This window comes from Bosea sp. RAC05, assembly GCF_001713455.1.
Taxonomy (GTDB): Bacteria; Pseudomonadota; Alphaproteobacteria; order Rhizobiales; family Beijerinckiaceae; genus Allobosea.
Genome location: NZ_CP016464.1, coordinates 382,419 through 408,438, shown reverse-complemented (window position 1 = coordinate 408,438; position 26,020 = coordinate 382,419). Strand labels below are relative to the sequence as shown.

At 67.9% G+C, this 26,020-nt stretch carries 24 protein-coding genes and 1 tRNA gene; 9 read left to right on the top strand and 16 right to left on the bottom strand.

Annotated features, from left to right (window positions below):
- The first annotated feature begins 2 nt into the window (after positions 1-2).
- Together BSY19_RS05430 and BSY19_RS05425 are read left to right on the top strand one after the other, a co-directional pair.
- A complete protein-coding gene (locus BSY19_RS05430; protein ID WP_069056878.1) occupies positions 3-545 on the top strand; it encodes a thiamine pyrophosphate-binding protein in 543 nt (180 codons plus the stop codon).
- Positions 546-550: 5 nt separating this feature from the next.
- Positions 551-1,135 (top strand): thiamine pyrophosphate-dependent enzyme, encoded by a 585-nt coding sequence (locus tag BSY19_RS05425; protein WP_069056879.1) that lies wholly within the window; start codon positions 551-553, stop codon positions 1,133-1,135.
- Positions 1,136-1,589: 454 nt separating this feature from the next.
- Here BSY19_RS05425 and BSY19_RS05420 read toward each other — a convergent pair whose 3' ends face one another.
- The 7 genes from BSY19_RS05420 to BSY19_RS05390 all read right to left on the bottom strand — a co-directional run bounded on the left by BSY19_RS05420 (position 1,590) and on the right by BSY19_RS05390 (position 8,862).
- Positions 1,590-2,756 carry an NAD(P)/FAD-dependent oxidoreductase gene (locus tag BSY19_RS05420; RefSeq protein ID WP_069053252.1) on the bottom strand — a complete coding sequence of 389 codons (1,167 nt, stop codon included), beginning with the start codon at positions 2,754-2,756 and terminating at the stop codon, positions 1,590-1,592.
- 20 nt (positions 2,757-2,776) lie between these two features.
- Positions 2,777-4,399 carry an FAD-dependent oxidoreductase gene (locus BSY19_RS05415; RefSeq protein WP_069053251.1) on the bottom strand — a complete coding sequence of 541 codons (1,623 nt, stop codon included), beginning with the start codon at positions 4,397-4,399 and terminating at the stop codon, positions 2,777-2,779.
- 104 nt (positions 4,400-4,503) lie between these two features.
- Positions 4,504-5,256 (bottom strand): amino acid ABC transporter ATP-binding protein, encoded by a 753-nt coding sequence (locus BSY19_RS05410; protein ID WP_069053250.1) that lies wholly within the window; start codon positions 5,254-5,256, stop codon positions 4,504-4,506.
- Between the two features lie 5 nt (positions 5,257-5,261).
- Positions 5,262-6,116 (bottom strand): amino acid ABC transporter permease, encoded by an 855-nt coding sequence (locus BSY19_RS05405; RefSeq protein ID WP_069053249.1) that lies wholly within the window; start codon positions 6,114-6,116, stop codon positions 5,262-5,264.
- Complete coding sequence (locus tag BSY19_RS05400; RefSeq protein WP_069053248.1) at positions 6,113-6,853, bottom strand: amino acid ABC transporter permease; 741 nt, start codon at positions 6,851-6,853, stop codon at positions 6,113-6,115. Before BSY19_RS05400 ends, BSY19_RS05405 begins: the two co-directional genes overlap by 4 nt.
- A 123-nt stretch (positions 6,854-6,976) precedes the next feature.
- Entirely contained in the window at positions 6,977-7,798 is an 822-nt protein-coding gene (locus tag BSY19_RS05395) for a transporter substrate-binding domain-containing protein (RefSeq protein ID WP_069053247.1), read from the bottom strand.
- An 86-nt stretch (positions 7,799-7,884) separates the two neighbouring features.
- Positions 7,885-8,862, bottom strand: coding sequence for a GlxA family transcriptional regulator (locus BSY19_RS05390; protein ID WP_371126602.1), 978 nt, complete (start codon positions 8,860-8,862; stop codon positions 7,885-7,887).
- Between the two features lie 130 nt (positions 8,863-8,992).
- Between BSY19_RS05390 and BSY19_RS05385 the strand changes: the two genes are divergently transcribed.
- Genes BSY19_RS05385 through BSY19_RS05370 form a run of 4 tightly spaced genes read left to right on the top strand, consistent with a single transcriptional unit; the run spans position 8,993 to position 14,156 of the window.
- A complete protein-coding gene (locus BSY19_RS05385) occupies positions 8,993-10,243 on the top strand; it encodes a sarcosine oxidase subunit beta family protein (RefSeq protein WP_069053245.1) in 1,251 nt (416 codons plus the stop codon).
- Between the two features lie 19 nt (positions 10,244-10,262).
- Entirely contained in the window at positions 10,263-10,538 is a 276-nt protein-coding gene (locus BSY19_RS05380; protein WP_069053244.1) for a sarcosine oxidase subunit delta, read from the top strand.
- Positions 10,535-13,540, top strand: a complete 3,006-nt coding sequence (locus BSY19_RS05375; protein ID WP_069053243.1) for a sarcosine oxidase subunit alpha family protein — start codon at positions 10,535-10,537, stop codon at positions 13,538-13,540. The genes BSY19_RS05380 and BSY19_RS05375 overlap by 4 nt, the downstream gene beginning before the upstream one ends.
- A complete protein-coding gene (locus BSY19_RS05370; protein ID WP_069053242.1) occupies positions 13,533-14,156 on the top strand; it encodes a sarcosine oxidase subunit gamma in 624 nt (207 codons plus the stop codon). Before BSY19_RS05375 ends, BSY19_RS05370 begins: the two co-directional genes overlap by 8 nt.
- Positions 14,157-14,309: 153 nt before the next feature.
- On the opposite strand, the gene BSY19_RS05365 is transcribed toward BSY19_RS05370, so the two are convergent.
- Together BSY19_RS05365 and BSY19_RS05360 are read right to left on the bottom strand one after the other, a co-directional pair.
- Positions 14,310-14,384, bottom strand: a tRNA-Gly gene (locus tag BSY19_RS05365).
- Positions 14,385-14,495: 111 nt separating this feature from the next.
- A complete protein-coding gene (locus BSY19_RS05360; protein WP_069053241.1) occupies positions 14,496-15,584 on the bottom strand; it encodes a 2'-deoxycytidine 5'-triphosphate deaminase in 1,089 nt (362 codons plus the stop codon).
- 196 nt (positions 15,585-15,780) lie between these two features.
- Here BSY19_RS05360 and apaG point away from each other — a divergent pair, with 196 nt between their 5' ends.
- Together apaG and argE are read left to right on the top strand one after the other, a co-directional pair.
- Positions 15,781-16,173 (top strand): Co2+/Mg2+ efflux protein ApaG, encoded by a 393-nt coding sequence (gene apaG, locus BSY19_RS05355; RefSeq protein ID WP_069053240.1) that lies wholly within the window; start codon positions 15,781-15,783, stop codon positions 16,171-16,173.
- Positions 16,170-17,345, top strand: coding sequence for an acetylornithine deacetylase (gene argE, locus BSY19_RS05350; RefSeq protein ID WP_257785736.1), 1,176 nt, complete (start codon positions 16,170-16,172; stop codon positions 17,343-17,345). Before apaG ends, argE begins: the two co-directional genes overlap by 4 nt.
- A gap of 18 nt (positions 17,346-17,363) precedes the next feature.
- Here the strand turns inward: argE and BSY19_RS05345 are convergent, their stop codons facing one another.
- From BSY19_RS05345 to BSY19_RS05330, 4 genes are read right to left on the bottom strand one after another with little or no spacing between them, the layout of a single operon-like run.
- Positions 17,364-18,083, bottom strand: a complete 720-nt coding sequence (locus BSY19_RS05345) for an HAD family hydrolase (RefSeq protein ID WP_069053239.1) — start codon at positions 18,081-18,083, stop codon at positions 17,364-17,366.
- 26 nt (positions 18,084-18,109) lie between these two features.
- Positions 18,110-19,135 (bottom strand): Hsp33 family molecular chaperone, encoded by a 1,026-nt coding sequence (locus BSY19_RS05340; protein ID WP_069053238.1) that lies wholly within the window; start codon positions 19,133-19,135, stop codon positions 18,110-18,112.
- Positions 19,135-20,055, bottom strand: coding sequence for an ornithine carbamoyltransferase (argF, locus tag BSY19_RS05335; protein WP_069053237.1), 921 nt, complete (start codon positions 20,053-20,055; stop codon positions 19,135-19,137). The genes BSY19_RS05340 and argF overlap by 1 nt, the downstream gene beginning before the upstream one ends.
- A gap of 40 nt (positions 20,056-20,095) precedes the next feature.
- A complete protein-coding gene (locus BSY19_RS05330; RefSeq protein ID WP_069053236.1) occupies positions 20,096-21,322 on the bottom strand; it encodes an aspartate aminotransferase family protein in 1,227 nt (408 codons plus the stop codon).
- A 569-nt stretch (positions 21,323-21,891) separates the two neighbouring features.
- Between BSY19_RS05330 and BSY19_RS05325 the strand changes: the two genes are divergently transcribed.
- Positions 21,892-22,449 carry a GcrA family cell cycle regulator gene (locus BSY19_RS05325; protein WP_069053235.1) on the top strand — a complete coding sequence of 186 codons (558 nt, stop codon included), beginning with the start codon at positions 21,892-21,894 and terminating at the stop codon, positions 22,447-22,449.
- A 69-nt stretch (positions 22,450-22,518) separates the two neighbouring features.
- Here the strand turns inward: BSY19_RS05325 and BSY19_RS05320 are convergent, their stop codons facing one another.
- The 3 genes from BSY19_RS05320 to BSY19_RS05310 all read right to left on the bottom strand — a co-directional run bounded on the left by BSY19_RS05320 (position 22,519) and on the right by BSY19_RS05310 (position 25,926).
- A complete protein-coding gene (locus BSY19_RS05320) occupies positions 22,519-23,568 on the bottom strand; it encodes an amino acid ABC transporter permease (RefSeq protein WP_069053234.1) in 1,050 nt (349 codons plus the stop codon).
- A complete protein-coding gene (locus tag BSY19_RS05315) occupies positions 23,565-24,728 on the bottom strand; it encodes an amino acid ABC transporter permease (RefSeq protein WP_236840475.1) in 1,164 nt (387 codons plus the stop codon). Before BSY19_RS05315 ends, BSY19_RS05320 begins: the two co-directional genes overlap by 4 nt.
- Positions 24,729-24,894: 166 nt before the next feature.
- Positions 24,895-25,926, bottom strand: coding sequence for an amino acid ABC transporter substrate-binding protein (locus BSY19_RS05310; protein WP_150129502.1), 1,032 nt, complete (start codon positions 25,924-25,926; stop codon positions 24,895-24,897).
- Positions 25,927-26,020: the final 94 nt, after the last annotated feature.

Below are 26,020 nucleotides of genomic sequence, written 5' to 3'. Positions count from 1 at the left end.
TCATTCATTCGCCCGGACCTGGCAAAGCCCGCGATTTGGCCATCGACTGGCCGGCGGAGCTATACGACACGCTGAAATTGGCCGGCGTCCGCCACATGTCCTATGTGCCCGACGCAGGCCATTCGACGCTGATCAAGCTCTTCAACGCCGACCCGGACGTCGTCACCAACGTGCTGACGACCGAGGAGGAGGGCGTCGCCATCGCTGCTGGCGCCTGGCTCGGCGGCCAGCGCAGCGTTCTGCTCATGCAGTCTTCCGGGGCCGGCAACTGCATCAACATGCTGTCGCTGCCCGTCCAAGGGCGTTTCCCCTTCCTCACGCTTGTGACGATGCGCGGCGAATGGGCCGAGTTCAATCCGTGGCAGGTGCCGATGGGAAAGGCGACGCAGGCCGCCCTCGAAGCAATCGGTCTTACCGTGCTGCGCGCTGAAACCGGCGAGGATTTGGTCGAGACTGTCGCCCAGGCCGCGACGATGGCCTTCGAGGCCGATCAGCAGATCGCGGTCCTTATCGGCCAGCGCCTGCTCGGCAAGAAGAAGTGGTGAGCATCATGAGCCCTTCGACCATGGACCGCCGCGATGCCGTCAAGATTCTTCTGGATGCGCGCGACGGCGCGCTGGTCGTCACCGGCCTCGGCTCGCCGAGTTACGATGTCCACGCTGCCGGGGACCGCGACGACAACTATTATCTCTGGGGCGCGATGGGCGGGGCGGCCCTTGTCGGCTTGGGCCTCGCGCAGGCCCAGCCCGAGAAGAAGGTGATGGTCATCACCGGCGATGGCGAGCAGCTGATGGCCTTCGGTGCGCTGGCGACCATCGCTGTGGCGGGCCCCAAGAATCTCGACATCATCATCCTCGACAACCAGCATTTCGGGGAAACCGGCATGCAGGCGAGCCATACCGGGCGAGGCATTTCCTTCGACAAGGTGGCCGCCGCCTGCGGGTTCGCCGAAGCGCGCGAGTTGCGGACTCTGGATGAGGTCGCCGCGCTTTGCCCACACCTGCGCGTGCCAGCCGAGGGGCCACGGCTCTTCGTGCTCAAGATCACCGCGGAGAACCTGCCGCGCTCGCTTCCGCCGCGCGATGCCGTCTTCATAAAGAATCGGTTCCGCAGCCATCTCGGAGCCGCTGGATAGTCCTGCGCGCGGACCGACGGAGTTCGCGAGACCGTTCCGGCTGAAGCAAGAGCCGAATGGACAGGTCCATACATGCGAACGACGAAGCCGGGATCCCCTCGCTTCACGAAGCTGTCGTTCTTCGGAAAACTCTGAAGGACCGCTCCGTCTCGGAGGGAGAGGGCCCGGCCCTGCTCAGGATGGCCGCAACGACCTGTGCTCTATCCGAAGAACTGGGGGGTGATCGTCGGAGACGGCCCCTGCTGCGTCAGCCTGATCTCTGGACTGTCGCGATAGGCCACGAGGGCGGGATTGCGGCGGACGAAGAGGCGCAGGGTTACCTCTCGCCTGCTCGTCGCGGCCGCGCTCGGACGTCACCAACGCGCTGTCGCGATTTGCGTCGTTCTCGGGCGCAGCGCAGACCCGAGCATCCCTGAAGGCGAGGGCCGGCTCATGGCCGACCATGATGTCTCGCCTAGGCTGCGGTTGCCTCTTGCACCGCAAGCGCCTGCCAACCCTGCAACTCGCGCCAGTCCGGTTCAAGCTCGGCAAAGCGCGCCAGCCTGAACGACGAGATGTCGGCGAAGCTGCACGCGCCGTCGACGACGAGGTCGCGGATGGCTCGGCCGCTCGCCGGCGAGAGGCCGAAGCCGACGCTGGAGAGCGTCGCGACGACGACGTTTGCCTGCGTATCGAGCCGGTCGATCACCGGGCGGCCGTCGGGCGTGTTCTCGATGACGCCGGCCCAGGAGCGAATGACGCGCGCATGCGCCGCCTTCGGAAACAGCTCCGCAAGCCGCCTTGCCATCGGGCCCATGAGGGGGCTCGTCGGCTTGGCCGGCGTAGCGTTGCCCTCGATCTCGAGCCACTCATGCGGCCCGCCGCCATAGGCGAGGTTACCGCGCAGCGTCTGGCGGCCATAGAGCCCGTTCCCGTCGACGCCGCCATAGGGCATCAGCGGAAGCGGCTCGGTGACGATCATCTCGCAGCGTGCGGAGGCGACCGGCACCTCTTGCCCGAGCAAGCCTGAGAGAACACCCGTCTGGGGCCCGGCGGCGAGCACGAGATGGTCGCAGGCGATAAACCCACGCTGCGTCTCGACGCCGGTGACGCGGCCTCCTTGCGTCCGAAAGCCCGAGACGGCGCAATGCTGCATCACGCGGCCGCCATGGTCCTGCAGCGCCCAGGCATAGGCCTGGAGCGTCCGGTGCGGATTGGCGTGTCCGCCGAAACGGTAGAAATAGCCCCCGATCATGGTGTCGCCGGCCAGCGGCACCAGCTCCTTGATCTGCTTGACGTCGAGCACGTCGGACTGGAAGCCCTGGCGCTCGGCATTGCGCAATGCCCGGCCATAGAGCGCCATTTGTAGCTCGGTTGCTGCCAGCCGGATCCGGCCGCCGCTGAATTCGGTCGGGTAGCCGAGCAGTTCGTCCATCTGTGGCCAGAGCCGCTGCTCCTCGAGAAACAGAGGCGAATGGTGATGGGAACAACCGCCGCCATTGCGGCCCGACGCCTCCCAGCCGATCATGCCTTTGTCGATGACAAGAACATCGACGCCCTCGCGCGCCAGCCACCAACCGGCCGACAGCCCGGTGACGCCGCCGCCGACGATGACGACCGAGGCTCCGCTGGGTTGTTCCATGACTTGCTTCACGGCCTGCCTCACTCGCTCGCGACGGGACCAGCGGCGTCGTTGCCCGCCACCGTATAGAGCGCCGGCACCTCCCAGAACGGGCGCCATTGCGAGTGCATTCCGAACCAGGTGTCCCAGTGCTCGGCCTGCTCCGGCGCTTCGGGAATCTGGCCGGCGACCGAGAGCGGCAGGGGTCGAACAGGGGCCCGGTAACTCGCCAGCGGGATCGAGGAGAGCGGCACGGCCGCGCCCAGGGCCAGCAGAGCCGAGACCTGCTCGCGGCAACGGCGCCCCTGGCAGGGCCCCATGCCGGCCCGCGTCAACCGCTTGACCTGATCGGGGTTGGGCGGCCCGTCGCCAAGCAGGGCAGACAGCGACCGGTCGTTGCGGCGCTCGTCCTGCCAGCCGAGATAACGGGGCGGACGCACTTCGAGGATCTCGCGCGCCGTGACCTCCTCGCATTGGCAGACATGGACCGCCGCGCGCGCCTCGACGACGCTGGCGCGCACCCAGGCGAGCCGGTAGGCGGAGATGTCACATTCCGGCGCTCCAGGGGGCGCCGCTGCGGCCACAGCGCGGCCATCGTCGACACCGCAATCCCGGGCGATGGCGGCGGCGGCGCAGCGACCTTCAGCTTCGGCGATGCTGCGATCGCGCGTCTTGTCGGACCAGAGGCCGGCGGCGTCGCCGACGGCGAAGACGTTGTGCAGACTCGTGCGCTGATCCCCGTCGACGAGCGGAGCATAACCGCCGCGCTCGGGCTGGAAGGCAATCCGGCACCCGAGTGCATCGAGAAGGTCGACGACGGGCGTGGCGCCCACCGCGAGCACGATGCCGTCGCAGGCGAGGCCGCGTTCGGGTCCAAACGCCCGACCCTCGGTATCGACCGTGCTGACCAACGCCGCCTCGACATGATCGCGCCCCGTGGCCTCGCGGACGACATGGCGTGTCAGCAGCTGCGTGCCGCCGGCTTTCAAACGCCCGGCGAGCTCCGGGGAGCCGATGATCTCGTCCGCCTGCTCGACGATCGCCGCGACGACGACACCCGCATCACGCAGCGCAAGCGCCGTCACCAGCGCCTCGGTCGAGGAGCCGAGCATGACGATCCGGCGCGGCTCCAGAGCGCCATAGCGGCCGGCCAGCGCCAGGGCTGCCGTGGCGCCGAAAACGCCGGGCTTCTCCCATCCCGGAAAGGCGAGGCCCATGTCGCGGCGGCCGGTGGCGACGATCACCTGTTGCGCTGCCAGCATCCAGCAGCGCTCATCGTCGTTCAGGCCCGCTACCGTCCCCGGCAACCAGCCCAGGCTCGGACCATTGCTGTAGAGGCCCCAGCAGGCCGTGCCGAGCCTGAGATCGACGCCAGCCTCGAACGCCGCTTCGATCAGCGGTTCGGAGGCGATGAAGGCTTCCATCATGGCGTTGCGATTGCGCGCCTGTGCCGACATGGCCTGGCCGAAATGCAGCGGCACCTCGTCGCCCATCGTCGTGAAGGATACCGGATTTTCATCGACGAGGACGACCGACAGGCCACGCTCGGCCGCTTCGATCGCCGCAGCAAGCCCCGCCGGCCCGGCCCCGATCACCAGAAGCTGGGTGCGCTCCGCAACGGGAAGATCCTTGCCGGCGACGGATTTCGGATCATGGGCTGCCATGGCGTCTTTCGCTGCTCCAGGGTGACGCAGTGTTCCCAGTCGTGGCGCGTGTCATTTGCCGATCAGCGACGGCCTCATGCCGATCTGCGACACGCACCGGCTCGTCAGAGAACCTTGTCGAGAAAAGCCCGGGTCCGCTCCTCCCGGGGGGTGGCGAAGAGATCGCCGGGGGGGCCGTGCTCGACGATCACTCCGCCATCGGTGAAATAGACATGGTCGGCGACCTCGCGGGCAAAGCCCATCTCATGGGTGACGAGGATGCAGGTCATGCCTTCCGCGGCGAGCTCCTGAATGGTCACCAGCACCTCCTTCTTCGTCTCGGGATCGAGAGCGGCGGTGACCTCGTCGAAGAGCATGACCTTCGGGTTCATCGCGAGCGAACGGGCGATGGCGACGCGCTGCTGCTGTCCGCCGGACAATTCGCCTGGATAGGTCGCGAGCTTGTCCGACAGGCCGACCTTGGCGAGAAGCATGCGCGCCCGCGCCTCGACCTCGGCCTTGTCCTGCTTCAGCACGTGCACCGGCGCCATCATGACGTTCTGCAGCGCGGTCTTGTGCGGGAAGAGATTGTATTGCTGGAAGACGATGCCGACGTCGCGCCGCAGCGCGAGCTTGTCGAGGGCCGGGTCGTGGACCTCCCGGCCCGCGACGGTGATCGAGCCCCGGCTGATCGGCACCAGCGCGTTGATGCAACGCAGAAGAGTCGATTTGCCCGAACCGGAAGGGCCGATGATGCAGACCGTCTCGCCGCGCCGCACCGTCAAGGCGACGTCCTTCAGCACCTTCAGCGCACCAAACGCTTTCTCCACGCCCGTGACGACGACGACGGGCTCGCCCAGTTGATGCCGGCTTGCCATGGTCTTTAGGCCTTCACGTTGAAGCGGCGCTCGAGGGACAGCGTCGCCCGCGCGATCGGATAGCAATAGGCGAAGAACATCAGCAGCAGCAGGAGATACATCGGGATCATCAGCTCCGGCCGGCTCTCGGCGACGAGCGCAGCGCGCGTGATCGTGAGGCCGTCCTGGATGCCGACGACCGAGATCAGCGTCGTGGCCATTGTCAGGATGGCGTAGAGGTTCATCCAGGGCGGGATCATCCGCTTGAAGGCCTGCGGGAGGATGATCATCCACATGGTCTGGCGGCGGTTGAACGCCAGCGATTCCGCCGATTCCCACTGGCCCGACGGGATCGAGCGGATCCCGCCGCGCACGATCTCCGACACATTGGCCGCGACCGGGAGCGCCAGGCCGATGATGGCCTTGACCCAGGCGGGGAACGCGATGGTGACGCCCAGGACCCTGAACTCGAAGGGCAGCAGGAACATCGCGTAGAACAGCAGCACCAGCCAGGGCGCGTTGCGGAAGAACTGGGTCAGGCCCCAGGCGGTGCCGCGGACAGGCGCGACGACCGAAACCTGCGCGATGCCGACGAGGACACCGACCACCGTGCCCAACGCCATCGAGAGAAAGCTGATCAGGATATTGAACAGGAAGCCCTGGAAGATCAGCGGAGCCCAGCGCAACAGCACCGTCGTCGCGCTTTCGCCGATGGGGCGGGCCGTCACCTGCGCCAAAGCGAGCGAAGCCGCGAACAGGATGGCGAAGCAGGCCAGGGTCGCCCCGCCGAGGAGGATGGGTGCGGCGAGCCCCGACGGGGCGATGTCGGGCGGGGCTCGATAAGGCAGCAGCACCGGCAGATCGGTCGAGGACGCTCTCATGTCGAGTAGCCCGGGATGCGCATCGCCTTCTCCCAGCGCCCCATCACGAAGACGAGGATCGCCACCAGCAGCACATAGGTGACGAGGAGCACGTTCATCATCTCGCGGACGTTGAAGCTCTCGGACCAGATCTGCGAGGCCGCATAGAGCAGTTCCGGCACGCCGATGGCGTAGGCGAGCGTCGTCGTCTTCACCAGATTGATCAGGTTGTTGTTGAGCGCTGGCAGGCAGATGCGAAAGGCCAGCGGCATCACGACGTGGACATAGAGCTGAAGACGGGTGTAGCCGAGCGACTCGGCGGCCTCGACCGTCGTCGACGGCACGGCCTCGATGCCGGCGCGAAAGATCTCGACATTGAAAGCCCCGGCAAACAGCGAGAAGGCGATGATCGCCCAGCCGGTGCCCGACACCAGCGGCGAGCGCCCGCCGAAGCCGTCCGAGACGGTCGGCAACAGCGTCGCCACAGCGAAATAGAAGAAGGACAGCTGCACCAGAGGCGGCGTGTTGCGGAAGAACTGGACATAGCCCCGCACCACGAACCGAGCGATGCGCGACTTGCTGCCGGCCAGCCAGACGCCGAGCAGACCCAGCGCCAGCGAGGCGGCGATCGCGACGACGCAGATATAGCTCGTCGTCCACAGCCCCGTCAGGAACCGTCCCCGGTCGAGGGCATCGTAGAAGACCGAGAAGTTCAGTCCCTGCGTCTCGTTCAGGCGCTCGAAATAGGCCGCGATCATCGTGAGGAATCCTGAAGACGAGCCGTCATGGTCGGGATTGACCCGACCATCTCGTAAACCAGCGCCTTTTCGTCCTCAGATTCTCGGATCACCGCTGCGCTGCGTCCGAGAATGACGTGAAAACTACGACGCTGACTTCAGCTTCTTGTTGGTCTCGATCAGGTAAGGGCTCTGCTTGATGCCCCATTTGGTCTCGAGTTCGAGCAGCTTGCCGCTCTTGTGCCAATCGGTCGACATCTCCTTGAGAAGCTTGCCGAAGGGGCCGTCCATGTCCTCCAGCCGGATGCCGATGGCCCAGAGCTGCGGGTCCTCGGACACCAGCGGCATTTCGTAATTGGCCCATTTCGGGTCCCCGCCCGACAGCGTCGAGACGATCAGCGTGTCGTCGAACAGGAAGGCGACGCAGTTGTTGCCGGCGAGCGCGTTCAGCGCGTCGGGGACCGACGGGAACACGACCATTTCGGGCGCATACATCTGCGTGACGCGGCGATTGTAATAGGCGCCCTGCACGGCGCAGACCTTGCGGCCCTTCAGATCGTTCCAGGACTTCAGACCGGCGCTCTTGGGTGCCATCACATTGGTCGCGCCCGCGTAGTAGTTGGGCTCGACCATGCCGACGATCTTGCGGCGCTCCGCCGTGTCGCCCATCGTCGCCAGCACCATGTCGATGCGGCCCTGCTTGAGGAATTCCATGCGGTTGGCGGCAATGACGGGCAGCATTTCGAGCTTCACGCCGAGCTTGTCGGCGACGGCCTGCGCCAGGTCGATCTCCAGCCCGACGATCTTGCCGGACGGCTCGAGAAAGCCCCAGGGCTTGTAGTCGTTCTTCACGCCGACGGTGAGGACGCCCTTCTCCTTGACCTTGGCGATGGTGTCCTGGGCGAAAGCGGGCAGAGCGGAGAGGCCGGCTGCACAGGCCAGTGCGATAGCAAGCAGGCGTTTCATGGCTGTTTGTTCCCCGTTTCGTTGATCCCTTAAGGTTCGCGCGCAGGCCGGAGACGAATTGTCGCACAGCGACGGTTTCTTGACGTTCAGCGCCAAACCGGGTCGGCCGATGGCGTGCGTTCGGTGCGCGGCGCGTGGCCGAAGCGCTGACGATAGGCGCGCGAAAAATGGCTGGCACTGGCGAAGCCGCAGGCCAAAGCGATCTCCAGCACCGAGAGTGTCGTCTGACGCAGCAGGTCGCGCGCCCGGTCGAGCCGCAAGCCGAGATAGTGCTCGCCGAGCGAGCGGCCGAGATGCAGCCGGAAGAGTCGCTCGAGCTGTCGCAGCGAGACGCCGGCCGTGCGCGCCAGCTCCTCGCGGCCGACCGGGTTCTCCAGGCTCTGCTCCATGCGGCCGACGACGCGCAGGAGCGGTCCGTGGCTGATGCCGAGGCGCTCGCGCAACGGCATGCGCTGGGGGCCGGCACCCTCGCGCACATGGGTCTGCAGGAACCATTCGCTCACCGCCAGGGCCAGCTCGCTCCCGTGTTCGCGGGCAATGACGGCGTGCATCATGTCGAGCGGCGCCGTGCCGCCGCTGCAGGTCAGACGGTCCCGGTCAATCTCATAGAGCGAGCGACGCAGGTCGAGTTCGGGATAATCCTCGAGAAACGCCGGCGCATGTTCCCAGTGGATCGTGAAGCGATAGCCAGACAGCACATTGGCACGCGCCAGAACGTAAGGCCCGCCTGAGACACCACCGAGCCGGACACCGCGCCTTGCCAGTTGCCGCAGCCAGGAAAAGGTCGGTCCATGCTGGAAGGCCGCGGGATTGCCGCCAGCGCAGACGACGACATAGTCGAAGCGGCCCTCCTCAAGGCCATAATCGGCCTGAATGCTGACGCCGTTCGAAGCCGGCGCGGGGCGCCCGTCGATCGAGACGTGGCTCCACCGATAAAGGTCACGACCCGAGAGCCGGTTGGCGGCACGCAACGGTTCGATCGCCGAAGCATAGGCCAGCAGCGCGAAATCCGGAATCAACAGGAAGCCGACATGGGTCGGCCGCTCCCTGTCGTTCACGGTCAATCGGGTGTCGCTGTCGGTCATGTTGAAGAACCTATGTCCGGCAATCTCCGCGACACAAGGGTCACCACGCATACCGACCTCGCTCTCGTGCGATGCTCCCCTCGACGACGTGGACGCAAACGGAACGCCGATGCGCTATTCCATCTTCTCCCTGGCCGCACAGACGCTGAAGGGCCATCGCGGCTGGACGCCCGCCTGGCGCGACGCCGCGCCCAAGCCCGCCTATGACGTCCTGGTCATCGGCGGCGGCGGTCACGGGCTGGCGACGGCGTATTACCTGGCCAGCCAGCACGGCATCACGAATGTCGCGGTGATCGAGAAGGGCTATATCGGCTCCGGCAATGTCGGCCGTAACACGACGATCATCCGCTCGAACTATCTGCTGTCCGGCAACACACCCTTCTACGAATTGTCCCTGAAGCTCTGGGAGGGGCTGGAGCAGGACATCAATTACAACGCGATGGTCAGCCAGCGCGGCGTGCTGAACCTCTACCATTCCGATGCCCAGCGCGACGCCTTCGCCCGTCGCGGCAATGCGATGCGGCTGGCCGGCGTCGATGCCGAACTGCTCGACCGCGAGCAGGTCCGGGCCATGGTTCCATTCCTCAACTATGGCGATGGCCGCTTCCCAATCCAGGGCGGGCTCCTGCAGAAGCGCGGCGGCTCGGTGCGCCACGATGCCGTCGCCTGGGGCTATGCGCGCGCCGCCGACCGGCGCGGCGTCGACATCATCCAGAATTGCGAAGTCACGGGGCTCTCGATCGAAAACGGCCGTGTCATGGGCGTCGAGACCACACGCGGCCCGATCCGCGCCGGGAAGGTCGCGCTCGCCGTCGCGGGCAACTCATCGCGGCTGGCCGCCATGGCCGGGATGCGCCTGCCGATCGAAAGCCATGTCCTGCAGGCCTTCGTCTCGGAAGGCCTCAAGCCGGTGATCGACACCGTCGTCACCTATGGCGCGGGCCACTTTTACATCAGCCAGTCCGACAAGGGCGGGCTCGTCTTCGGCGGCGATATCGACGGCTACAACTCCTACGCCCAGCGCGGCAACCTGCCGGTGATCGAGGACGTGATGGAATCGGCCATGGCGCTGTGGCCGGGCCTCGGGCGGGTGCGGATGCTGCGGCACTGGGGCGGCGTCATGGACATGTCGATGGACGGCTCCCCGATCATCGACCACACGCCCGTCGAGGGGCTCTATCTGAACGCCGGCTGGTGCTATGGCGGCTTCAAGGCGACGCCGGCCTCAGGCTTCTGCTTCGCGCATCTGATTGCCCGCGACACGCCCCACGCGGTCGCGACCGCCTATCGGCTCGACCGCTTCGCGACCGGGCACGTGATCGACGAAAAGGGCGCCGGCGCCCAGCCCAACCTGCATTGACGGGGCGAAAGTCAGACCCATGCGCATCGCCTGCCCCCATTGCGGCCCCCGCGACGTCCAGGAATTTTCCTATCTCGGCGACGCCACGCCGCAGCGTCCCAACGGGATGGACGCGACCGAGTCCGCCATGGCCGATTATGTCCACCAGCGCGACAACCCTGCCGGCTCTCATCGCGAGCTCTGGTATCACGGTGCCGGCTGCCATGCCTGGCTGGTGGTGACGCGCGACACGCGCACGCATGCCATCGCCGCCGTCGAGACGATGGCGCAAGCCAGAGCGGGAGCGCCCGCATGAGCGCCTCGACCCAACCCTTCCGCCGCGATCAGGGCGGCCTGATCGATCGTAACCGCCCTCTCTCGTTCCACTTCGACGGCCGCAGCCATCAGGGCTTCGAGGGCGATACGCTGGCCTCAGCGCTGCTGGCCAACGGCGTCAGGCTTGTCGGCCGGTCGTTCAAATATCACCGTCCGCGCGGCATCCTCTCGGCTGGCCCCGAGGAGCCCAACGCGCTGGTCGAACTGAGATCGGGCGCGCGGCGCGAACCCAACACGCGCGCGACCGTCACCGAGCTGTTCGAGGGTCTCGAAGCCAGCAGCCAGAACCGCTGGCCCTCGCTCGCCTTCGACCTGCTCTCGGTGAATTCGCTCTTGGGTCCGGCGCTTCAGGCGGGTTTCTACTACAAGACCTTCATGTGGCCGGCCTCCTTCTGGGAGAAGCTCTACGAGCCGCTGATCCGCCGCGCCGCCGGTCTCGGCCGGGCCGCCGGGCTAGAAGATCCCGACCATTACGAAAAGGCCTTCGCCTTCTGCGATGTCCTGGTCATCGGCGGCGGGCCGGCGGGCATCGCTGCGGCCCTGGAGGCTGGTCGCAGTGGCGCCCGCGTCATCATCTGCGACGAGGACAGCCAGTTCGGCGGCCGGCTGCTGGCGGAGCGGCGCGAGATCGACGGCCGGTCCGCCACGGAGTGGCTGAGCGCCGCGCTGGCAGAGCTTGCGAGCCTGCCGGACGTCACGATCATGCCGCGCAGCACGGTCTTCGGCGTCTACGACCATGGCGTCTACGGCGTGGTCGAGCGCGTCACGGATCATTTGGCGGTGCCACCGCCGCATCAGCCAAGGCAGCGCAGCTGGCGCATCACGGCGCGCCGCGCCGTGCTGGCGGCGGGCGCAATCGAGCGGCCGATCGTCTTTGCCGGCAACGATACGCCAGGCGTCATGCTGGCCGGCGCCGTGAGGAGCTATCTCAATCGCTACGGTGTGCTGCCGGGGCGCGAGGCGGTCGTCTTCACCGCAGGCGACGATGGCTGGACGACGGCGCGCGACCTGGCGGCCGCCGGCGCGCGCGTCGCGGCGATCGTCGATCCCCGCGCCGAGCTGGATGCCGGGTTGATGGCGCTGGCCGCGCAAATCGGCGCCCGGGTGTTCGCCGGCAGCGTCGTCTGCGCCGCATCGGGTGGGCGGGCGCTGACCGAGATCGCGATCCGTGATGCCTCCCAGCGCGAGCACAAGCTCGCCTGCGACCTGCTCGCCGTCTCGAACGGCTGGAACCCGACGCTGCACCTGACCTCCCACCAGAACACACGGCCGGTGTGGAACGACGCAATCCACGCTTTCGTGCCAGGCGCGATGCCCGTCGGGCTGAGTGTCGCCGGCAGCGCGGCGGGGCGGTTCTCGCTCGCCGATGCCCTGGCAGACGGCATGAGATTGGGCCGCGAGGCCGCTGCCGACAGTGGCTTCGACAGCGCCGCGGAGCCGGCGTCTCCCAGCACCGATCCGGAGGGACTGGCGATCGCGCCCGTGTGGCGGGTCAAGGGCGGCCGGGGCCGACTTGTCGCGGGCAAGGCCTTCGTCGATTTCCAGAACGACGTGACCGATGCCGATATCGAACTGGCCGCCCGTGAAGGCTTCAAGCCCGTCGAGCATCTCAAGCGCTACACCACGCTGGGCATGGCGACGGACCAGGGCAAGACGTCGAACATCGCCGGCCTCGCCATCATGGCCGAGCAGACCGGCCAGACGATCCCGCAGACCGGCACCACGATTTTCCGCCCGCCCTACACGCCCGTCGCGATCGGGGCGCTTGCCGGCCACCATCGCGGCCGCGACTTCCGGCCGACCCGGCTGAGTCCGACCCATTCCTGGTCGCAGAATCAGGGTGCGGTCTTCATTGAAGCCGGCGCCTGGATGCGGGCACAGTATTATCCCCGGCCCGGCGAGACCGACTGGCTGACCAGCGTCAACCGCGAGGTGCTTGCGGTTCGCAACGGGGTGGGGATCTGCGACGTCTCCACGCTCGGCAAGATCGACATCCAGGGTGCGGATGCCGTCGACTTCCTCGAGCGGGTCTACTGCAACGGCTTCAGGGCCCTGCCGGTCGGCAAAGCCCGCTACGGGCTGATGCTGCGCGAAGACGGCTTCGTGATGGATGACGGCACGACCTCGCGCCTGGCCGAGACCCATTTCCTCATGACCACCACCACCGCCAATGCCGGCAAGGTGATGCAGCATCTCGAATTCTGCCATCAGGTGCTGTGGCCCGAACTCGACGTCCGCCTGGTGTCGGTCTCCGAGCAGTGGGCCCAGGCGGCGATCGCGGGGCCCAAGGCACGGGCGGTGCTGCAGGGCGTCGTCGATACCGAGCACGACATCTGCAACGAGGCCTTCCCCTATCTGGCGGCACGGGCGGTGACCGTCGGTGGCGGAATTCCGGCACGGCTGTTCCGGATCTCGTTTTCGGGCGAACTCGCCTATGAACTCGCCGTTCCCGCCGGTTATGGCGTGGCCATGATGGAAGCCCTGATGGCGGCTGGCGCCGACCATGGCATCACGCCCTATGGCACCGAGGCGCTCGGGGTGATGCGGATCGAGAAGGGCCATGTCGCCGGCAACGAACTGAGCGGCCAGACCACGGCGCGCGATCTCGGGCTCGGCAAGATGATGTCCTCGAAGAAGGATTATCTGGGCCGCCTGATGGCCCAGCGCGCAGCGCTGGTCGAGCCCGATCGACCGATGTTCATCGGCTTCAGGCCGGTCGACGCAAGCCAGCGCCTCCGTGCCGGCGCGCACTTCATCGGTGTCGGCAAGCCTGCGACGATGGAGAACGACGAGGGCTACATGACCTCGGTCGCGTATTCGCCGGTGCTCGGGCACTGGATCGGACTCGGCCTGCTTCGGAACGGGCCGAAGCGCATCGGCGAGCGCATCCGCGCCGTCGATCCGGTGCGGGACGGCGATATCGAGGTCGAAATCTGCACGGCCTGCTTCGTCGATGTGGAAGGGACGCGCCTCCATGGCTGAGCTTGCGACGACATGGCGACCCGCCAGCGCTTGGCACGGCATCCTCGCGGAGGGGCATCTAGGCGCAGAGGCGGCGAACGGAGTGACCGTGACCGCGCGCGAAAACCTCGGCATAGCCAGCCTCATTACCGGCGAGCACGATACGACTGCGCTGGCCGAGGCCATCAAGGCCCGGTTCGGACTTGACCTGCCTAGCACGCCCAGCGCGGCGATGTCGGAGACGCACAGCCTGCTCTGGTCCGGCCCCCGCCAATGGCTGCTGGTCGCCGCCTCCCATGCCCGCTTCACGGAAGACCTGGCGGCATTGTCGGGCCTTTCCGCCGTCGCCGAGCAAAGCCACGGCCGCGCGGTCCTGCGCTTGTCAGGAGCGATGGTCCGCAAGGCGCTGGCCAAGGGCTGCATGCTCGACCTGCATCCCGCCACCTTCCCGGTGGGAATGACAGCGCTGTCCAGCATCGCCTATATCGGCGTGCAACTCTGGCGGATCGAAGACGGCCCCGATGGAGCGGTGTTCGAGATCATGGTCCCGCGCAGCATGGCAGGCAGCTTCTGGTCCTGGTTCTCTGCCTCGGCTGCCGAGTTCGGCTGCCAGATCCAGACGACCGGCCGAGGTTGAGCGCATCGCGTCGCACGCCGCTGGTCTGAGCCTCGCGCCCGACCGAACCACAGCCTTCGGGGTCCGCGCCCCGGAGGTTTTTTCATGCGCAGGGCACGCCAAAACCTTCCGCGGAGTTGTGAGGGAAAGGTCGAGCCGAACATGAAGGGGGATTGGAGCGGGCGATCGGGATCGAACCGACGACATTCAGCTTGGGAAGCTGACGTTCTACCACTGAACTACGCCCGCATGCGTCGCAGCGGCCCGTGAGGCGGCGCGAAGCAGGACGTTCATAGCGCCTGCTGCGGCGGGTGTCATCCGGGAATCGCGGGCGGCGCCGCGCGATGCGCGGTGCCGGGCTCAGTCGTGGAAATGCTTGGAGAGCTTCAGGGCCTGGCCCTGATAGTTCGACTTCAGCCCGGCGCCATAGAGCGCGGCGGGGCGGCTCGCCATCGCCTCATAGACCAGCCGGCCGACGATCTGGCCGTCCTCGATGATGAAGGGCACGTCGCGCGAGCGCACCTCGAGCACGGCGCGCGCACCCTGGCCGCCGGCGCCGCTATGGCCGAAACCAGGATCGAAGAAGCCGGCGTAATGCACGCGAAACTCGCCGACGAGCGCGTCAAAAGGCGTCATCTCCGCGGCATAGTCCGGCGGGACATGGACCGCCTCCTTGGAGGCGAGGATGTAGAACTGGCCGGGATCGAGGATGAGCGCGCGCGAGCCGTCGCTCGGGATCGGCTCCCAGAACTCCGAGGCGCGGTAGGCGCCGACGCGGTCGACGTCGATCAGCGCGGTGTGGTGCTTGCCGCGATAGCCGATCAGCCCGTCGAAGCCGGACAGATCGACGCTGACGGCGACACCGCCCTGGAAGGAGGGCTCGGCCGCCGTGACCAGGGTCTCAGCCCTGTGCAGTTCGCCCAGCGCCCTGTCATCGAGCCTGGTCTCACCGGCGCGGAAGCGGATCTGCGAGAGACGCGAGCCCGAGCGCACCAGCACCGGGAAGGTGCGCGGCGAGATCTCGATGAAGAGCGGCCCCTCGTAGCCGTCTTCGACCAGATCGAATTCGCGGGCGCAATCGGTGATGATGCGGGTGAAGACGTCGAGCCGGCCGGTCGAGCTCTTGGGATTGGCCGCAGCGCGCAGGCCGGCCGGGAGCTTCAGCCCCTCCATCAGCTCGGCGATGTAGACGCAGCCGGTCTCCAGAACCGCGCCGCGGGTCAGGTCGATCTCGTGCAGGGCGAGATCATCCAGCCGGCGCCGGACCGTGCGGTCGGGACCGGGAAGGAAGCTCGCACGGACGCGATAGGCCTTCTCGCCCAGGCGCAGGTCGAGGCTGGCGGGCTGGATCTGGCCCTCGGCCGGCGGATGGGCGAGGCGGATCGCCCCGGCCTCGACGAAGGCGCGGATGCAGTGGTCGGGCTGGATGCCGGGGAGGACGTTCAGCATGCGAAATCCCGGAAGGACAATCGGTCACGCCTAGCGAAGTCGCGTGCCAAGGCCAAGCGCAGACGCCGCGGCGAGGCGGCGGTGGCGCAGGTTGTCCACGCGAGAATGGCGGGCTCCGGCATTGACCCTTGCGCCCCGGCGTCGCTAACAAGTCTGCGGCCCGCCGGGCCGGGCGCATCAGGACGGAGCCGTCGCGATGTATCAGGCTGAGACGCAGGGCGTGCGGGTGACCGCCGTGCCGAGCTTCATGGAGGGTGAATCCTCTCCGGCGCAGGGCCGCTATTTCTGGGCCTATACCATCGAGATCCTCAATCTCTCGGTGCGGACGGTGCAGCTGATGAGCCGGCACTGGTTCATCACCGACGGGCGCGGCGAGGTCCATGAGGTCCGCGGCGAAGGCGTCGTCGGGCAGCAGCCGGTGCTGCGGCCGGGCGAGAGCTACAGCTACACCTCCGGCTGTCCGCTGATGACCCCGGACGGCTCGATGCGCGGCTTCTATGCCATGCTGGCGGAGGACGGCACGATCTTCGATGTCGCGGTGCCGCTGTTTCCGCTCGATTCCCCTTATGTGAAGAAGGTCCTGCATTGACCCTGTCCTCCTCCACGGGCCAGCGCATCGCGCCGCTGGACATGCTCGCCCGGCTCGTCGCCTTCGACACGGTGAGCCACAAATCCAACCTGGAGCTGATCGCCTTCGTCGAGGCCTATCTCGCGGGCTGGGGCGTCTCCTCGATCCGCATCCCGAACGCCACCGGCGACAAGGCGGCGCTGTTTGCCACGATCGGCCCCCAGGACCGGGGCGGCGTGCTGCTGTCGGGGCATACCGATGTCGTGCCGGTCGAGGGCCAGGCCTGGAGCCGCGACCCGTTCACGCTGCACATCGAGGATGGCAAGGCCTATGGCCGCGGCGCGGTCGACATGAAGGGCTTCATCGCGCTGGCCCTCGCACTGGTGCCGGATTTCCTGGCAGCCGATCTCAAGACGCCGATCCACCTGTTCTTCTCCTATGACGAGGAGGTCACCTGCCTCGGCGTCGTCGACGGCATCGCCCGGATGGGCATCGACCTGCCCAGGCCCCGCGCCGTGATCGTCGGCGAGCCGACCTCGCTCGAACTCGCCGACGCGCATAAGGGCATCCGCACCTTCTTCACGACGATCACCGGCGTCGCCGCGCATTCCTCCAAACCGCATCTGGGGGCGAGCGCCGTGCATGGCGGCATCCGGCTCACGGCCGGGCTCGTGGCGATGGCCGACGAGCTGGAGGCCAACCCCGACGGCAGCGGGCGCTTCGACCCGCCCTACGACACCGTCCATGTCGGCAAGTTCCATGGCGGCATCGCCCGCAACATCCTGGCCGATCGCTGCGACCTCTCCTGGGAGGTGCGGACGCTGCCGGGCTCCGATCCGCAGGACGTGCCGGCGCGCTTCGCGGCGCTGTCGCAGGAGGTTCTCGCCCGGATGCGCAAGACGGCGCCTTCGGCTGCCATCGAGACGGTGATGAGCTCGGACGTTCCCGGCCTGGCGCCCGATCCGGGTTCGGAGGCCGAGACGCTGGTGATGCGGCTCGCCGGCCGCAACCGCACCATCGCGGTCGCCTATGCGACAGAGGCCGGGCATTTCCAGCGCGCGGGGCTGCCGACCATCGTCTGCGGTCCCGGCTCGATCGACCAGGCGCATCAGCCCGACGAGTACATCTCGCTGGAGCAGTTCGCCGCGGGCGAGGCCTTCATGCGCAAGCTGATGGCGGAGTGCCGGGGATAGGGCACGCCCGGCGGCGACCTACCCGGCCGCCGCGTCCGCCTCGATCAGCCCGACGAGTTCGTCGAGCGCCGACAGACGGGAGAGGCGCCGGTAGCGCGGCACACCGACCGGCTCCTCGGCATGCTCCAGCGCCCAGGTGAGCTCGTGCGGGATGTGGACGGCCCAGGCGCCGGCGGCAAGGGCCGGCAGAACGTCCGACTTCAGCGAATTGCCGACCATCATCGCGCGCTGCGGGCCGTCGCCATGGCGCTCGAAGATGCGGCGGTAGACCTCCGGCGTCTTGTCGCTGACGATCTCGACGCCGTGGAACAGCTCGCCGAGACCGGACTGCGCCAGCTTGCGCTCCTGGTCGAAGAGATCGCCCTTCGTGATCAGGACGAGGTGGTGGCTGGCGGCGAGCCGTTCCAGCGTCTCGCGCGCCTGCGGCAGGGTCTCGACCGGATGGGCCGCCATCTCGCGGCCGGCGGCGAGGATCTCGCCGATGACGGCAGCCGGGACGGTGCCGTCGGTGATCTCGATCGCGGTCTCGATCATCGAGAGCACGAAGCCCTTGATGCCGAAGCCGTAGAAGGCGAGGTTGCGGCGCTCGGCCTCGAGCAGCCGCCCGGAGATCTCGGCGGCGGCGCCATGGTCGCCGAGCAGGGCGACGAAGCGCTCCTCGGTCAGGCGGAAGAAGCGTTCGTTCTGCCAGAGCGTGTCGTCGGCGTCGAAGCCGATCGTGGTGATGGGGCGCGTCATCGGTCCCGCTCCCTGCGGCCGGCCGGTCAGGCCCCGGCGGACAGGCCGTCCTCGACCTCGCCGGGCGTGAACACATAGCGCCGCGAGCAGAATTCGCAGGTCACGGCGAGCTGCCCGTCATCGGCGACCATCGCGCCGCGGTCTTCCGGGGCGAAGCCCCGGAGCATGCCGAGCACCCGCTCGCGCGAGCAGCGGCAGTCCTCATGGACGAGAACCGGCTCGAAGACGCGGGCGCCGCGCTCGTGGAACAGGCGATAGAGCAGGCGCTCGCTCTCCAGAAGCGGGTCGAGCAGTTCGTGATCCTCGACCGTCTCGACGAGCGAGCGCGCTTCGGCCCAGGCATCGTCGCTGATGCCGTCGGGGTCCGGGGCGGTCAGGATCTCGTGGCCCTGCGGGGCATCCCCGGGGTGGATGTCGGCGGCCCGAAGGCGGTCGACCGAATGCGGCATGAACTGCACGAGCAGGCCGCCGGCCCGCCACTGGCGGCCCTCGCCGGTGACGATCGAGCCGACGCCGAGGCGCACCCGGCTCGGGATCTGCTCCGACTGGCGGAAATACTGGTGCGCCGCCTCCTCGAGGCTCTGGCGCGTCAGCGCCACGACGCCCTGGTAGCGGGTGGTGGCCGAGCCCTGGTCGACCGTCATGGCGAGGTGACCCTCGCCGAGAAGCTCGCCCGTCGAGAGGCGGCCCGCAGCCTCCGCCTCCGCCAGCCGCTCCGCATCGAAATGGGCGACGGCGCGGTAGACATCGGGCGCGTTGAAGTCGACCACGAGCATCGAGATCGGTCCGTCGCTCTTGGTCTGGAGCTGGAAACGGCCCTCGAACTTCAGCGCCGTGCCGAGCAGCACGGTCAGCGCCGCCGCCTCGCCGAGCACGCGCGCCACGGGCTCCGGATAGCCGTGCCGGGCGAGGATCGTGTCGATCGAGGCGCCCAGCCGCACGACGCGGCCGCGCACGTCCAGATCGGGCACGGTGAAGGGGACGACCCGGTCGTCGAGCGCAGCCAAGCCTTCAACCGCGGAATGCCCCGCGCCGCTGTCGGTTCCGTCCATCAGGCGGCAACCCCGCCGAAGCACCAGGCGAGGATGCCCTTCTGCGCATGCAGGCGGTTCTCGGCCTCGTCGAAGACGGCCGATTGCGGGCCGTCCATGACGGCATCGGTGACCTCTTCGCCGCGGCTGGCCGGCAGGCAATGCATGAAGATGGCGTCCTTTTCGGCCCGGCCGAGCAGGCGCTCGTCGACCTGGTAGGGCCGCAGCAGGTTGTGGCGCGTGCCTTCCTCATCGCCCATCGAGACCCAGCAATCGGTGATGACGCAGTCGGAGCCCTCGACCGCCGCTTCCGGCCGCGTGGTCAGGGACAGTTTTGCGCCCTGCTGCTTCGCCCAGGCGAGCAGCGCCGGCGGCGGGGCCAGTTCGGCGGGCGTGGCGATGGCGAGCTCGAAATCGAGCCGGCCGGCGGCGTGGATCCAGGAGGTCAGCACGTTGTTGGTGTCGCCCGTCCAGGCGATGCGCTTGCCCCTGATCGGGCCCTTGCGCTCCTCGAAGGTCATGACATCGGCCATGACCTGGCAGGGATGCTGGCGCTTGGTCAGCCCGTTGATCACCGGGACGGTGGCATGCTGGGCCATCTCGACCACGGCGTCATGGTCGAGCATGCGGATCATGATGGCGTCGACATAGCGCGAGAGCACGCGGGCCGTGTCGGCGATGGTCTCGCGCTCGCCCAGCTCGATCTCGCGACCGGTGACCATCATCGGCGAGCCGCCGAGTTCGCGGATGCCGACGTCGAAGGAGACGCGCGTGCGCAGGCTCGGCTGTTCGAAGACCATGGCGACGACCTTGCCCTCGAGCAGGCGGTCGGCGGCAGCCGCCGGGGTGCGGCGGCGGGCCTTGATCTCCTCGCCGGCGCGCAGGATCGCGCGCAGCTGGGCTTCGGAGAAATCGGAGAGATCGAGGAAATGGCGCGTCACGGGCGCATCCTTCGCTTGCCAGATGGGGGCGTGGCCGGTGCTACTCGGCCGCGGGCCGCTTCAGCGAGGCCTCGACGGCACTCGCCGCGCGGTCGAGACGGGCGACCGCCTCGGCCACATCCGCCTCGCCGATGATCAGCGGCGGGAGCAGGCGCACGACATTGTCGCCGGCGCCGACGACGAGAAGGCCGGCGGCGCGCGCCTCGGTGACGAAATCGGTGTTCGGCGTATGCAGCTTGAGGCCGAGCATCAGGCCCTCGCCGCGGATCTCGGCGATGACCTGCGGGTGCCTGTCCTTGAGCTCGGCCAGCGACTGCTTCAGCCGCAGCGCGATCTGCCCGACCTTCTCGATGAAGCCCGGCGCCAGGACGACGTCCAGCACCGCATTGCCGACGGCCATGGCGAGCGGATTGCCGCCGAAGGTGGTGCCATGCGTGCCGAGCGTCATGCCCGAGGCAGCCTCTTCCGTGGCGAGGCAGGCGCCCATGGGGAAGCCGCCGCCAATGCCCTTGGCGACCGACATGATGTCGGGCGTCACGCCCGAGAGCTCATGGGCGAAGAACTTGCCGGTGCGGCCGACGCCGGTCTGGATCTCGTCGAAGATCAGCAGCAGCCCGCGCTCGTCGCAGAGCGTGCGAAGGCCCCGCAGGCATTGCGGCGGCACCGAGCGCAGCCCGCCCTCGCCCTGGATCGGCTCGATCATGATCGCGGCCGTCTCGTCGGTGATCGCGGCCTCCAGCGCCGCATGGTCGCCGAACGGGACCTGGTCGAAGCCGTCGACCTTGGGGCCGAAGCCCTCGATATACTTCTGCTGGCCGCCGGCCGCGATCGTCGCCAGCGTGCGGCCATGAAAGGCGCCCTCGAAGGTGATGATGCGGTAGCGCTCGGGATGACCCTTCGCGGCATGGTATTTCCGCGCCATCTTGATGGCGGCCTCGTTGGCCTCGGCACCCGAATTGGCGAAGAAGACGCGCTGCGCGAAGGTCGCCTCGCAGAGGCGCCGCGCCAGCTTCTCGCCCTCGGGCATCGTGTAGAGGTTCGAGGTGTGCCAGATCTTGCCGGCCTGGGTCGTCAGCGCCTCGACCAGATGCGGATGGGCGTGGCCGAGCGCATTGACCGCGATGCCGGCGCCGAAATCGAGATAGCGGGTGCCGTCGGCGGTGATCGACCAGGGGCCCTCGCCGCGCTCGAAGGCGACAGGAGCCCGCGCATAGGTCGGCAGGAGAACGGACGGAGCGGCAGAAGCGGAAACAGGGGCAGAGGCCATGGGATGCGATCCTCGCGACGGGCGATGGTGGAAAACGGAGTGCGCCGGACTGAAAACGGTGGTCCGGGCGAGACGGCGCCAGCCTCAGCTGCGCAGCCGCATGCGACCCGGCGACGACGTTATCGTCGCAGCCAGAGTCCGGTTTCTCGTCGCGCCGTCATCCGCATCGATGAAAATGCCCTGATCCGTAAAACATAAGCGCCGCCCGAAAGGGCGGCGGCTTCACATTGCAACTATGCAAAAGGGCATGGCGCCTGTCAATTCCGCCACCCGACGGGGCCACCACCCGGCCGCTGCGGCAGTGTTGCCGAAAGGATTCGGTTTTGCCCGGATTGACGAATCGACTGGGGAAAAGGCGTTTTCGGATTCGCCGACTCTTGTCGCCGAGTCAGAGCATCTTGTAGGGTCTGCCTCGTCAGATACGACATTTCGTGTGGCGACCCCAGTATCCGTCAGTTTCGACTGTAACGGCTTCCGTCTTGCGACGGGCGCCGGGGATATCGGATTCCGCCCCGATCCGCCCAGAGGGTGGTTCCGCCAGGAGCCGTCCGGAGAAGACAGGTGAGCCGATGAACGAAGCCGGAGCATGGACGGAAGAGCGCGTCGAGCTTTTGAAGAAGCTCTGGAGCGACGGGCTCAGCGCCAGCCAGATCGCCGCCGAGCTCGGCAGCGTGACGCGCAACGCCGTGATCGGGAAGGTGCATCGCCTCGGCCTGTCCGGGCGCGCCAAGAACCCGGCCGCCGCGAGCACCCCGCGCACGGCCGCGCCCCGCAAGGCGCCGACGCGCTCGCCCAGCCATCCGATGAGCGGTCCGTCCTCCAACCCGGGCGCGATGACGCGCGGCGCCAATGCGCTCGCGCCGCAATATGCTCCCGAGCCGGAAGCCCAGGCCGAGCCGGCGCCCGCCCCGTCGGAGGATGTGGTGATCCCCTTCTCCGAGCGCGTCACCATCATGGATCTGCGCGAATACATGTGCCGCTGGCCGATGGGCGATCCGACCACGCCGGAATTCCGCTTCTGCGGCGGGCGCTCGCAGACCGGCATGCCCTATTGCAGCTACCATGCGCGCATCGCCTACCAGCCGGCCGCCGACCGCCGCCGCGACCGCAGCAAGGTCCGCGCCTGAACGCAACGCCTGCGTCTGATGCAGAAAAGCCGGCCTCGCGGCCGGCTTTTTCGTTGGGCGAATGTCGCTTCAGCGGTGCTGGCGTCGGCCCAACAGTTCGAGGTGGCGGCTCCAGCGCGAGAGGGCAAAGCAGATCAGCCAGTAGATCGAGCCCGAGAAGACATAGGCCTCCATGTTCATGCCGACCCAGGCGGGGTCGGCCAGCGAGGCCTGGGCGATGCCGAGCAGGTCGAGGATCGAGACCACCAGCACCAGCGTGGTGTTCTTCACCAGCGCGATGAACTCGTTGGTCATCGCCGGCAGCGAGATGCGCAGCGCCTGGGGCAGGATGATCAGCCCGGTCGCCTTCCAGTAGGTCAGGCCGAGCGCAGTCGCGGCCTCGCGCTGGCCGGGCGGCAGCGCCTGCAGGCCGCCGCGCACCGCTTCCGCCATATAGGCGGCGATGACGAGGCCGAGCCCGATGACGGCGCGCGCCAGCCGGTCGATGCCGACGCCGCCGGGCAGGATCAGCGGCAGCAGGAGCGAGGCGAGGAAGATCACCGCGATGATCGGCACGCCGCGCCAGAACTCGATGAAGAGCACGCTGACCAGCCGGACCACCTTCAGCTGCGACTGGCGCCCGAGCGCGAGCAGGATGCCGAGCGGGATCGCGATCAGGCTGGCATAGACCGAGATGAACAGGGTCAGCATCAGCCCGCCCCATTCGCGGGTCTCGACCGGCCGCAGTCCAAAACCACCCGCCAGAAGCCAGATCCCGAGCGGCGGCAGCACGACCAGCGCCGCGACCACCGCCTTCAGCCGCAGCCGTGGCGGCGCGAGAACGATGGCCGCGGTGGCGAGCGCGAAGAGGATGCCGGCGAGATCGGCGCGCCAGCGCTCGCCCTGCGGGTAGAGCCCGTACATGAACTGGCCGAAGCGGGCCTTGACGAAGACCCAGCAGGCGCCGCCGGCCGCGCAATCGGCGCGCGTCGTGCCGGACCAGCTCGCATCGATCAGCGCCCAGCGGATGATCGGGATCGCCAGCCAGGCGATCGCCGCCGCCAGCAGCAGGGTGACGACCGCCGTGGCGGGCGTGCCGAACAGGCGCTGACGCCAGAGTGAAGCGGAGGCTGCGCTCATCGCGTCACCAGGGCGATGCGGGCGTTGTACCAGTTCATGAAGGCCGAGACGGCCAGCCCGATGACGAGATAGACGGCGAGCGTCATCGCGATGATCTCGATCGCCTGGCCGGTGTTGTTGAGCGCCGAGCCCATGAACAGACTGACCACGTCGGGATAGGCGATCGCCGCGCCGAAGGACGAGTTCTTGAGCACGTTGAGATACTGGTTGGTCATCGGCGGGATCATCACGCGCAGGGCCTGCGGGATGGTGACGAGCCGCAGGATGCGCCCCGGGCGCAGGCCGAGCGCGGCGGCGGCCTCGGTCTGGCCGCGCGGCACGGCCTGGATGCCGCCGCGCACGATCTCGGCGATGAAGCCCGCCGTATAGGTGACGAGCGCCGCCAGCAGCGCGACGAATTCGGGGATGATCACGAAGCCGCCGCGGTAGTTGAAGCCGCGCAGCACGGGAACATCCCAGCCCGTCGCGAGGCTCGCCCAGGTCACGGCGAGAACGGGCAGGACCACGACCAGCCCGAGCCCGATCGCCAGAACCGGCGCGTCCTGCCCCGTGCGCTCCTTGCGGCGGCGGGCCCAGGCGGCGACCAGCGCCTGGGCGATCCAGGACAAGAGGATCGCCGCGACCGCCCAGCGGAAGGTCGCGGGCGCCTCGGGCAGCGGGATGGTGAGGCCGCGATTGTTGAGGAAGGCGACGCCGAAGACGCTGACGCTGTCACGCGGCGCCGGCAGGGCGGCGATGACACCGAAATACCAGAACAGCACGAAGAACAGCAGCGGGATGTTGCGAACGAACTCGATATAGGCACCGGCGATCGTCGAGAGCAGCCAGTGCGAGGAGAGCCGCGCGATGCCGACGAGGAAGCCGAGCGCGGTGGCCAGCACCATGGCGACGACGGTGACCAGCATCGTGTTGGCGACGCCGGCCCAGAACAGGTCGAGCACGGTGCTGGAGCGGGTGTAGCCCGTCAGCACGAAGGGCACGTCGATGCCCGAATTGCGCCAGAGGAAGTCGAAGCCCGAGGCGATGCCGGCCTTGACCATGTTCTCCGAGGCGTTGCGCACGAAGAACACCGTCAGGGCCGCGAGCCCGAGCAGCAGCGCGGCCTGATAGACCACGTCGCGCACGCGCTTGTCATTGAGGAGGGCGAGGGCTCTGGTCACGATGCGAGCGTCATCCTGGTCGGGGATGTCATTCCGGGGCTTCGCGAAGCGAAGAACCCGGAACCCATGACCGGGTGATCGCCCGACGCCACCGGCAGTCGAACGACCCAGTCGTGGGTTCCGGGTTCATGCCTGCGGCATGCCCCGGAATGACAGCCCTACTCTCTCATTGGAAGGGCGGGGTGAAGAGCAGGCCGCCCTTGGTCCAGAGCTGGTTCTGGCCGCGCTCGAGCTTCAGCGTCGAGCCCATGCCGACGGTACGCTCGAAGCTCTCGCCGTAATTCCCGACCTGCTTGATGGCGTTGTACATCCAGTCGTTGGACAGGCCCATCATCGCGCCGAAATTGCCCTCGGCGCCGAGCAGGCGGCGGACTTCCGAGTTCTTCGAGCTCGCCTTCATCTGGTCGACATTGGCGGAGGTGACACCCAGCATCTCGGCGGCGATGGTGCCGTTCAGCACCCAGCGCACGATCAGCTGCCAGCGCTCGTCGCCCCAGCGGGTGACCGGACCCTGCGGATCGTTCGAGATCGGCTGGGTCAGGATGATGTGGTCGCCGGGGACCTTGAGCTTGACGCGCTGGCCGGCGAGCGCGCCGACACCGGCGGTGTAGGCGTCGCAGCGGCCGGCGTCATAGGCGGCGATGGCGTCGTCGTTCTTCTGGAAATTGGTGATGGTGACCTTGAGGTTGCGCTCCAGGAACCAGTCGGAGGCGTTCTTCTCCTCGGTCGAGCCGGCGGCGACGCAGACCGAGGCGCCGTCGAGATCGGCCGCGCTCTTGGCGTTGGTCGCCTTGCGGACGATGAAGGTCTGGCCCTCGTAGAAATTGATGCCCTGGAAGTTCAGGCCGAGCGAGGCGTTGCGCGAGAAGGTGATGGTCGAGTTGCGCGAGAGCAGGTCGACCTGGCCCGACTGCAGGATCGGCCAGCGCTGCTGCACCGAGGTCGGCGTGAACTTGACCTTCTTGGCATCGCCGAGGACGGCGGCGGCCAGCGCCTTGCAGTAGTCGACGTCGAGACCGGTCCACTCGCCCTTGTCGTCGGCGAAGGAGAAGCCGGGCAGGCCGAGATGCACGCCGCATTCGATATGGCCGCGGGCCTTGATCGCGTCGAGCGTCGGGCTCGGGGCGAGCTGCTGGGCGCTCGCCACGGAGGCGCTCGCCGCCAGGGCGGCGGTGGCCGCCAGAACTGTCTTCATCATCGTCGTCTCTCCCCCGGGCCCATGCGGCCGTCGGCTTCTCGAAGGGCGCGACTATGCAACAGTCGCGCCGCCAGCGGTAGCGGGTCGATGTCGC

Bases quoted from the DNA above. Each gene is read 5' to 3' on its own strand.
- BSY19_RS05345 (WP_069053239.1), bottom strand. From the start codon at position 18,083: ATGACGCGCCCCATCACCACGATCGGCTTCGACGCCGACGACACGCTC.
- BSY19_RS05360 (WP_069053241.1), bottom strand. From the start codon at position 15,584: ATGCTGAACGTCCTCCCCGGCATCCAGCCCGACCACTGCATCCGCGCC.
- BSY19_RS05405 (WP_069053249.1), bottom strand. From the start codon at position 6,116: ATGAGAGCGTCCTCGACCGATCTGCCGGTGCTGCTGCCTTATCGAGCC.
- BSY19_RS05415 (WP_069053251.1), bottom strand. From the start codon at position 4,399: ATGGCAGCCCATGATCCGAAATCCGTCGCCGGCAAGGATCTTCCCGTT.
- apaG (WP_069053240.1), top strand. From the start codon at position 15,781: ATGTATCAGGCTGAGACGCAGGGCGTGCGGGTGACCGCCGTGCCGAGC.
- BSY19_RS05310 (WP_150129502.1), bottom strand. From the start codon at position 25,926: ATGATGAAGACAGTTCTGGCGGCCACCGCCGCCCTGGCGGCGAGCGCC.
- BSY19_RS05385 (WP_069053245.1), top strand. From the start codon at position 8,993: ATGCGCTATTCCATCTTCTCCCTGGCCGCACAGACGCTGAAGGGCCAT.
- BSY19_RS05375 (WP_069053243.1), top strand. From the start codon at position 10,535: ATGAGCGCCTCGACCCAACCCTTCCGCCGCGATCAGGGCGGCCTGATC.
- BSY19_RS05340 (WP_069053238.1), bottom strand. From the start codon at position 19,135: ATGGACGGAACCGACAGCGGCGCGGGGCATTCCGCGGTTGAAGGCTTG.
- BSY19_RS05395 (WP_069053247.1), bottom strand. From the start codon at position 7,798: ATGAAACGCCTGCTTGCTATCGCACTGGCCTGTGCAGCCGGCCTCTCC.
- BSY19_RS05370 (WP_069053242.1), top strand. From the start codon at position 13,533: ATGGCTGAGCTTGCGACGACATGGCGACCCGCCAGCGCTTGGCACGGC.
- BSY19_RS05380 (WP_069053244.1), top strand. From the start codon at position 10,263: ATGCGCATCGCCTGCCCCCATTGCGGCCCCCGCGACGTCCAGGAATTT.
- BSY19_RS05420 (WP_069053252.1), bottom strand. From the start codon at position 2,756: ATGGAACAACCCAGCGGAGCCTCGGTCGTCATCGTCGGCGGCGGCGTC.
- BSY19_RS05410 (WP_069053250.1), bottom strand. From the start codon at position 5,256: ATGGCAAGCCGGCATCAACTGGGCGAGCCCGTCGTCGTCGTCACGGGC.
- BSY19_RS05320 (WP_069053234.1), bottom strand. From the start codon at position 23,568: ATGAGCGCAGCCTCCGCTTCACTCTGGCGTCAGCGCCTGTTCGGCACG.
- BSY19_RS05400 (WP_069053248.1), bottom strand. From the start codon at position 6,853: ATGATCGCGGCCTATTTCGAGCGCCTGAACGAGACGCAGGGACTGAAC.
- BSY19_RS05425 (WP_069056879.1), top strand. From the start codon at position 551: ATGAGCCCTTCGACCATGGACCGCCGCGATGCCGTCAAGATTCTTCTG.
- BSY19_RS05330 (WP_069053236.1), bottom strand. From the start codon at position 21,322: ATGGCCTCTGCCCCTGTTTCCGCTTCTGCCGCTCCGTCCGTTCTCCTG.
- BSY19_RS05325 (WP_069053235.1), top strand. From the start codon at position 21,892: ATGAACGAAGCCGGAGCATGGACGGAAGAGCGCGTCGAGCTTTTGAAG.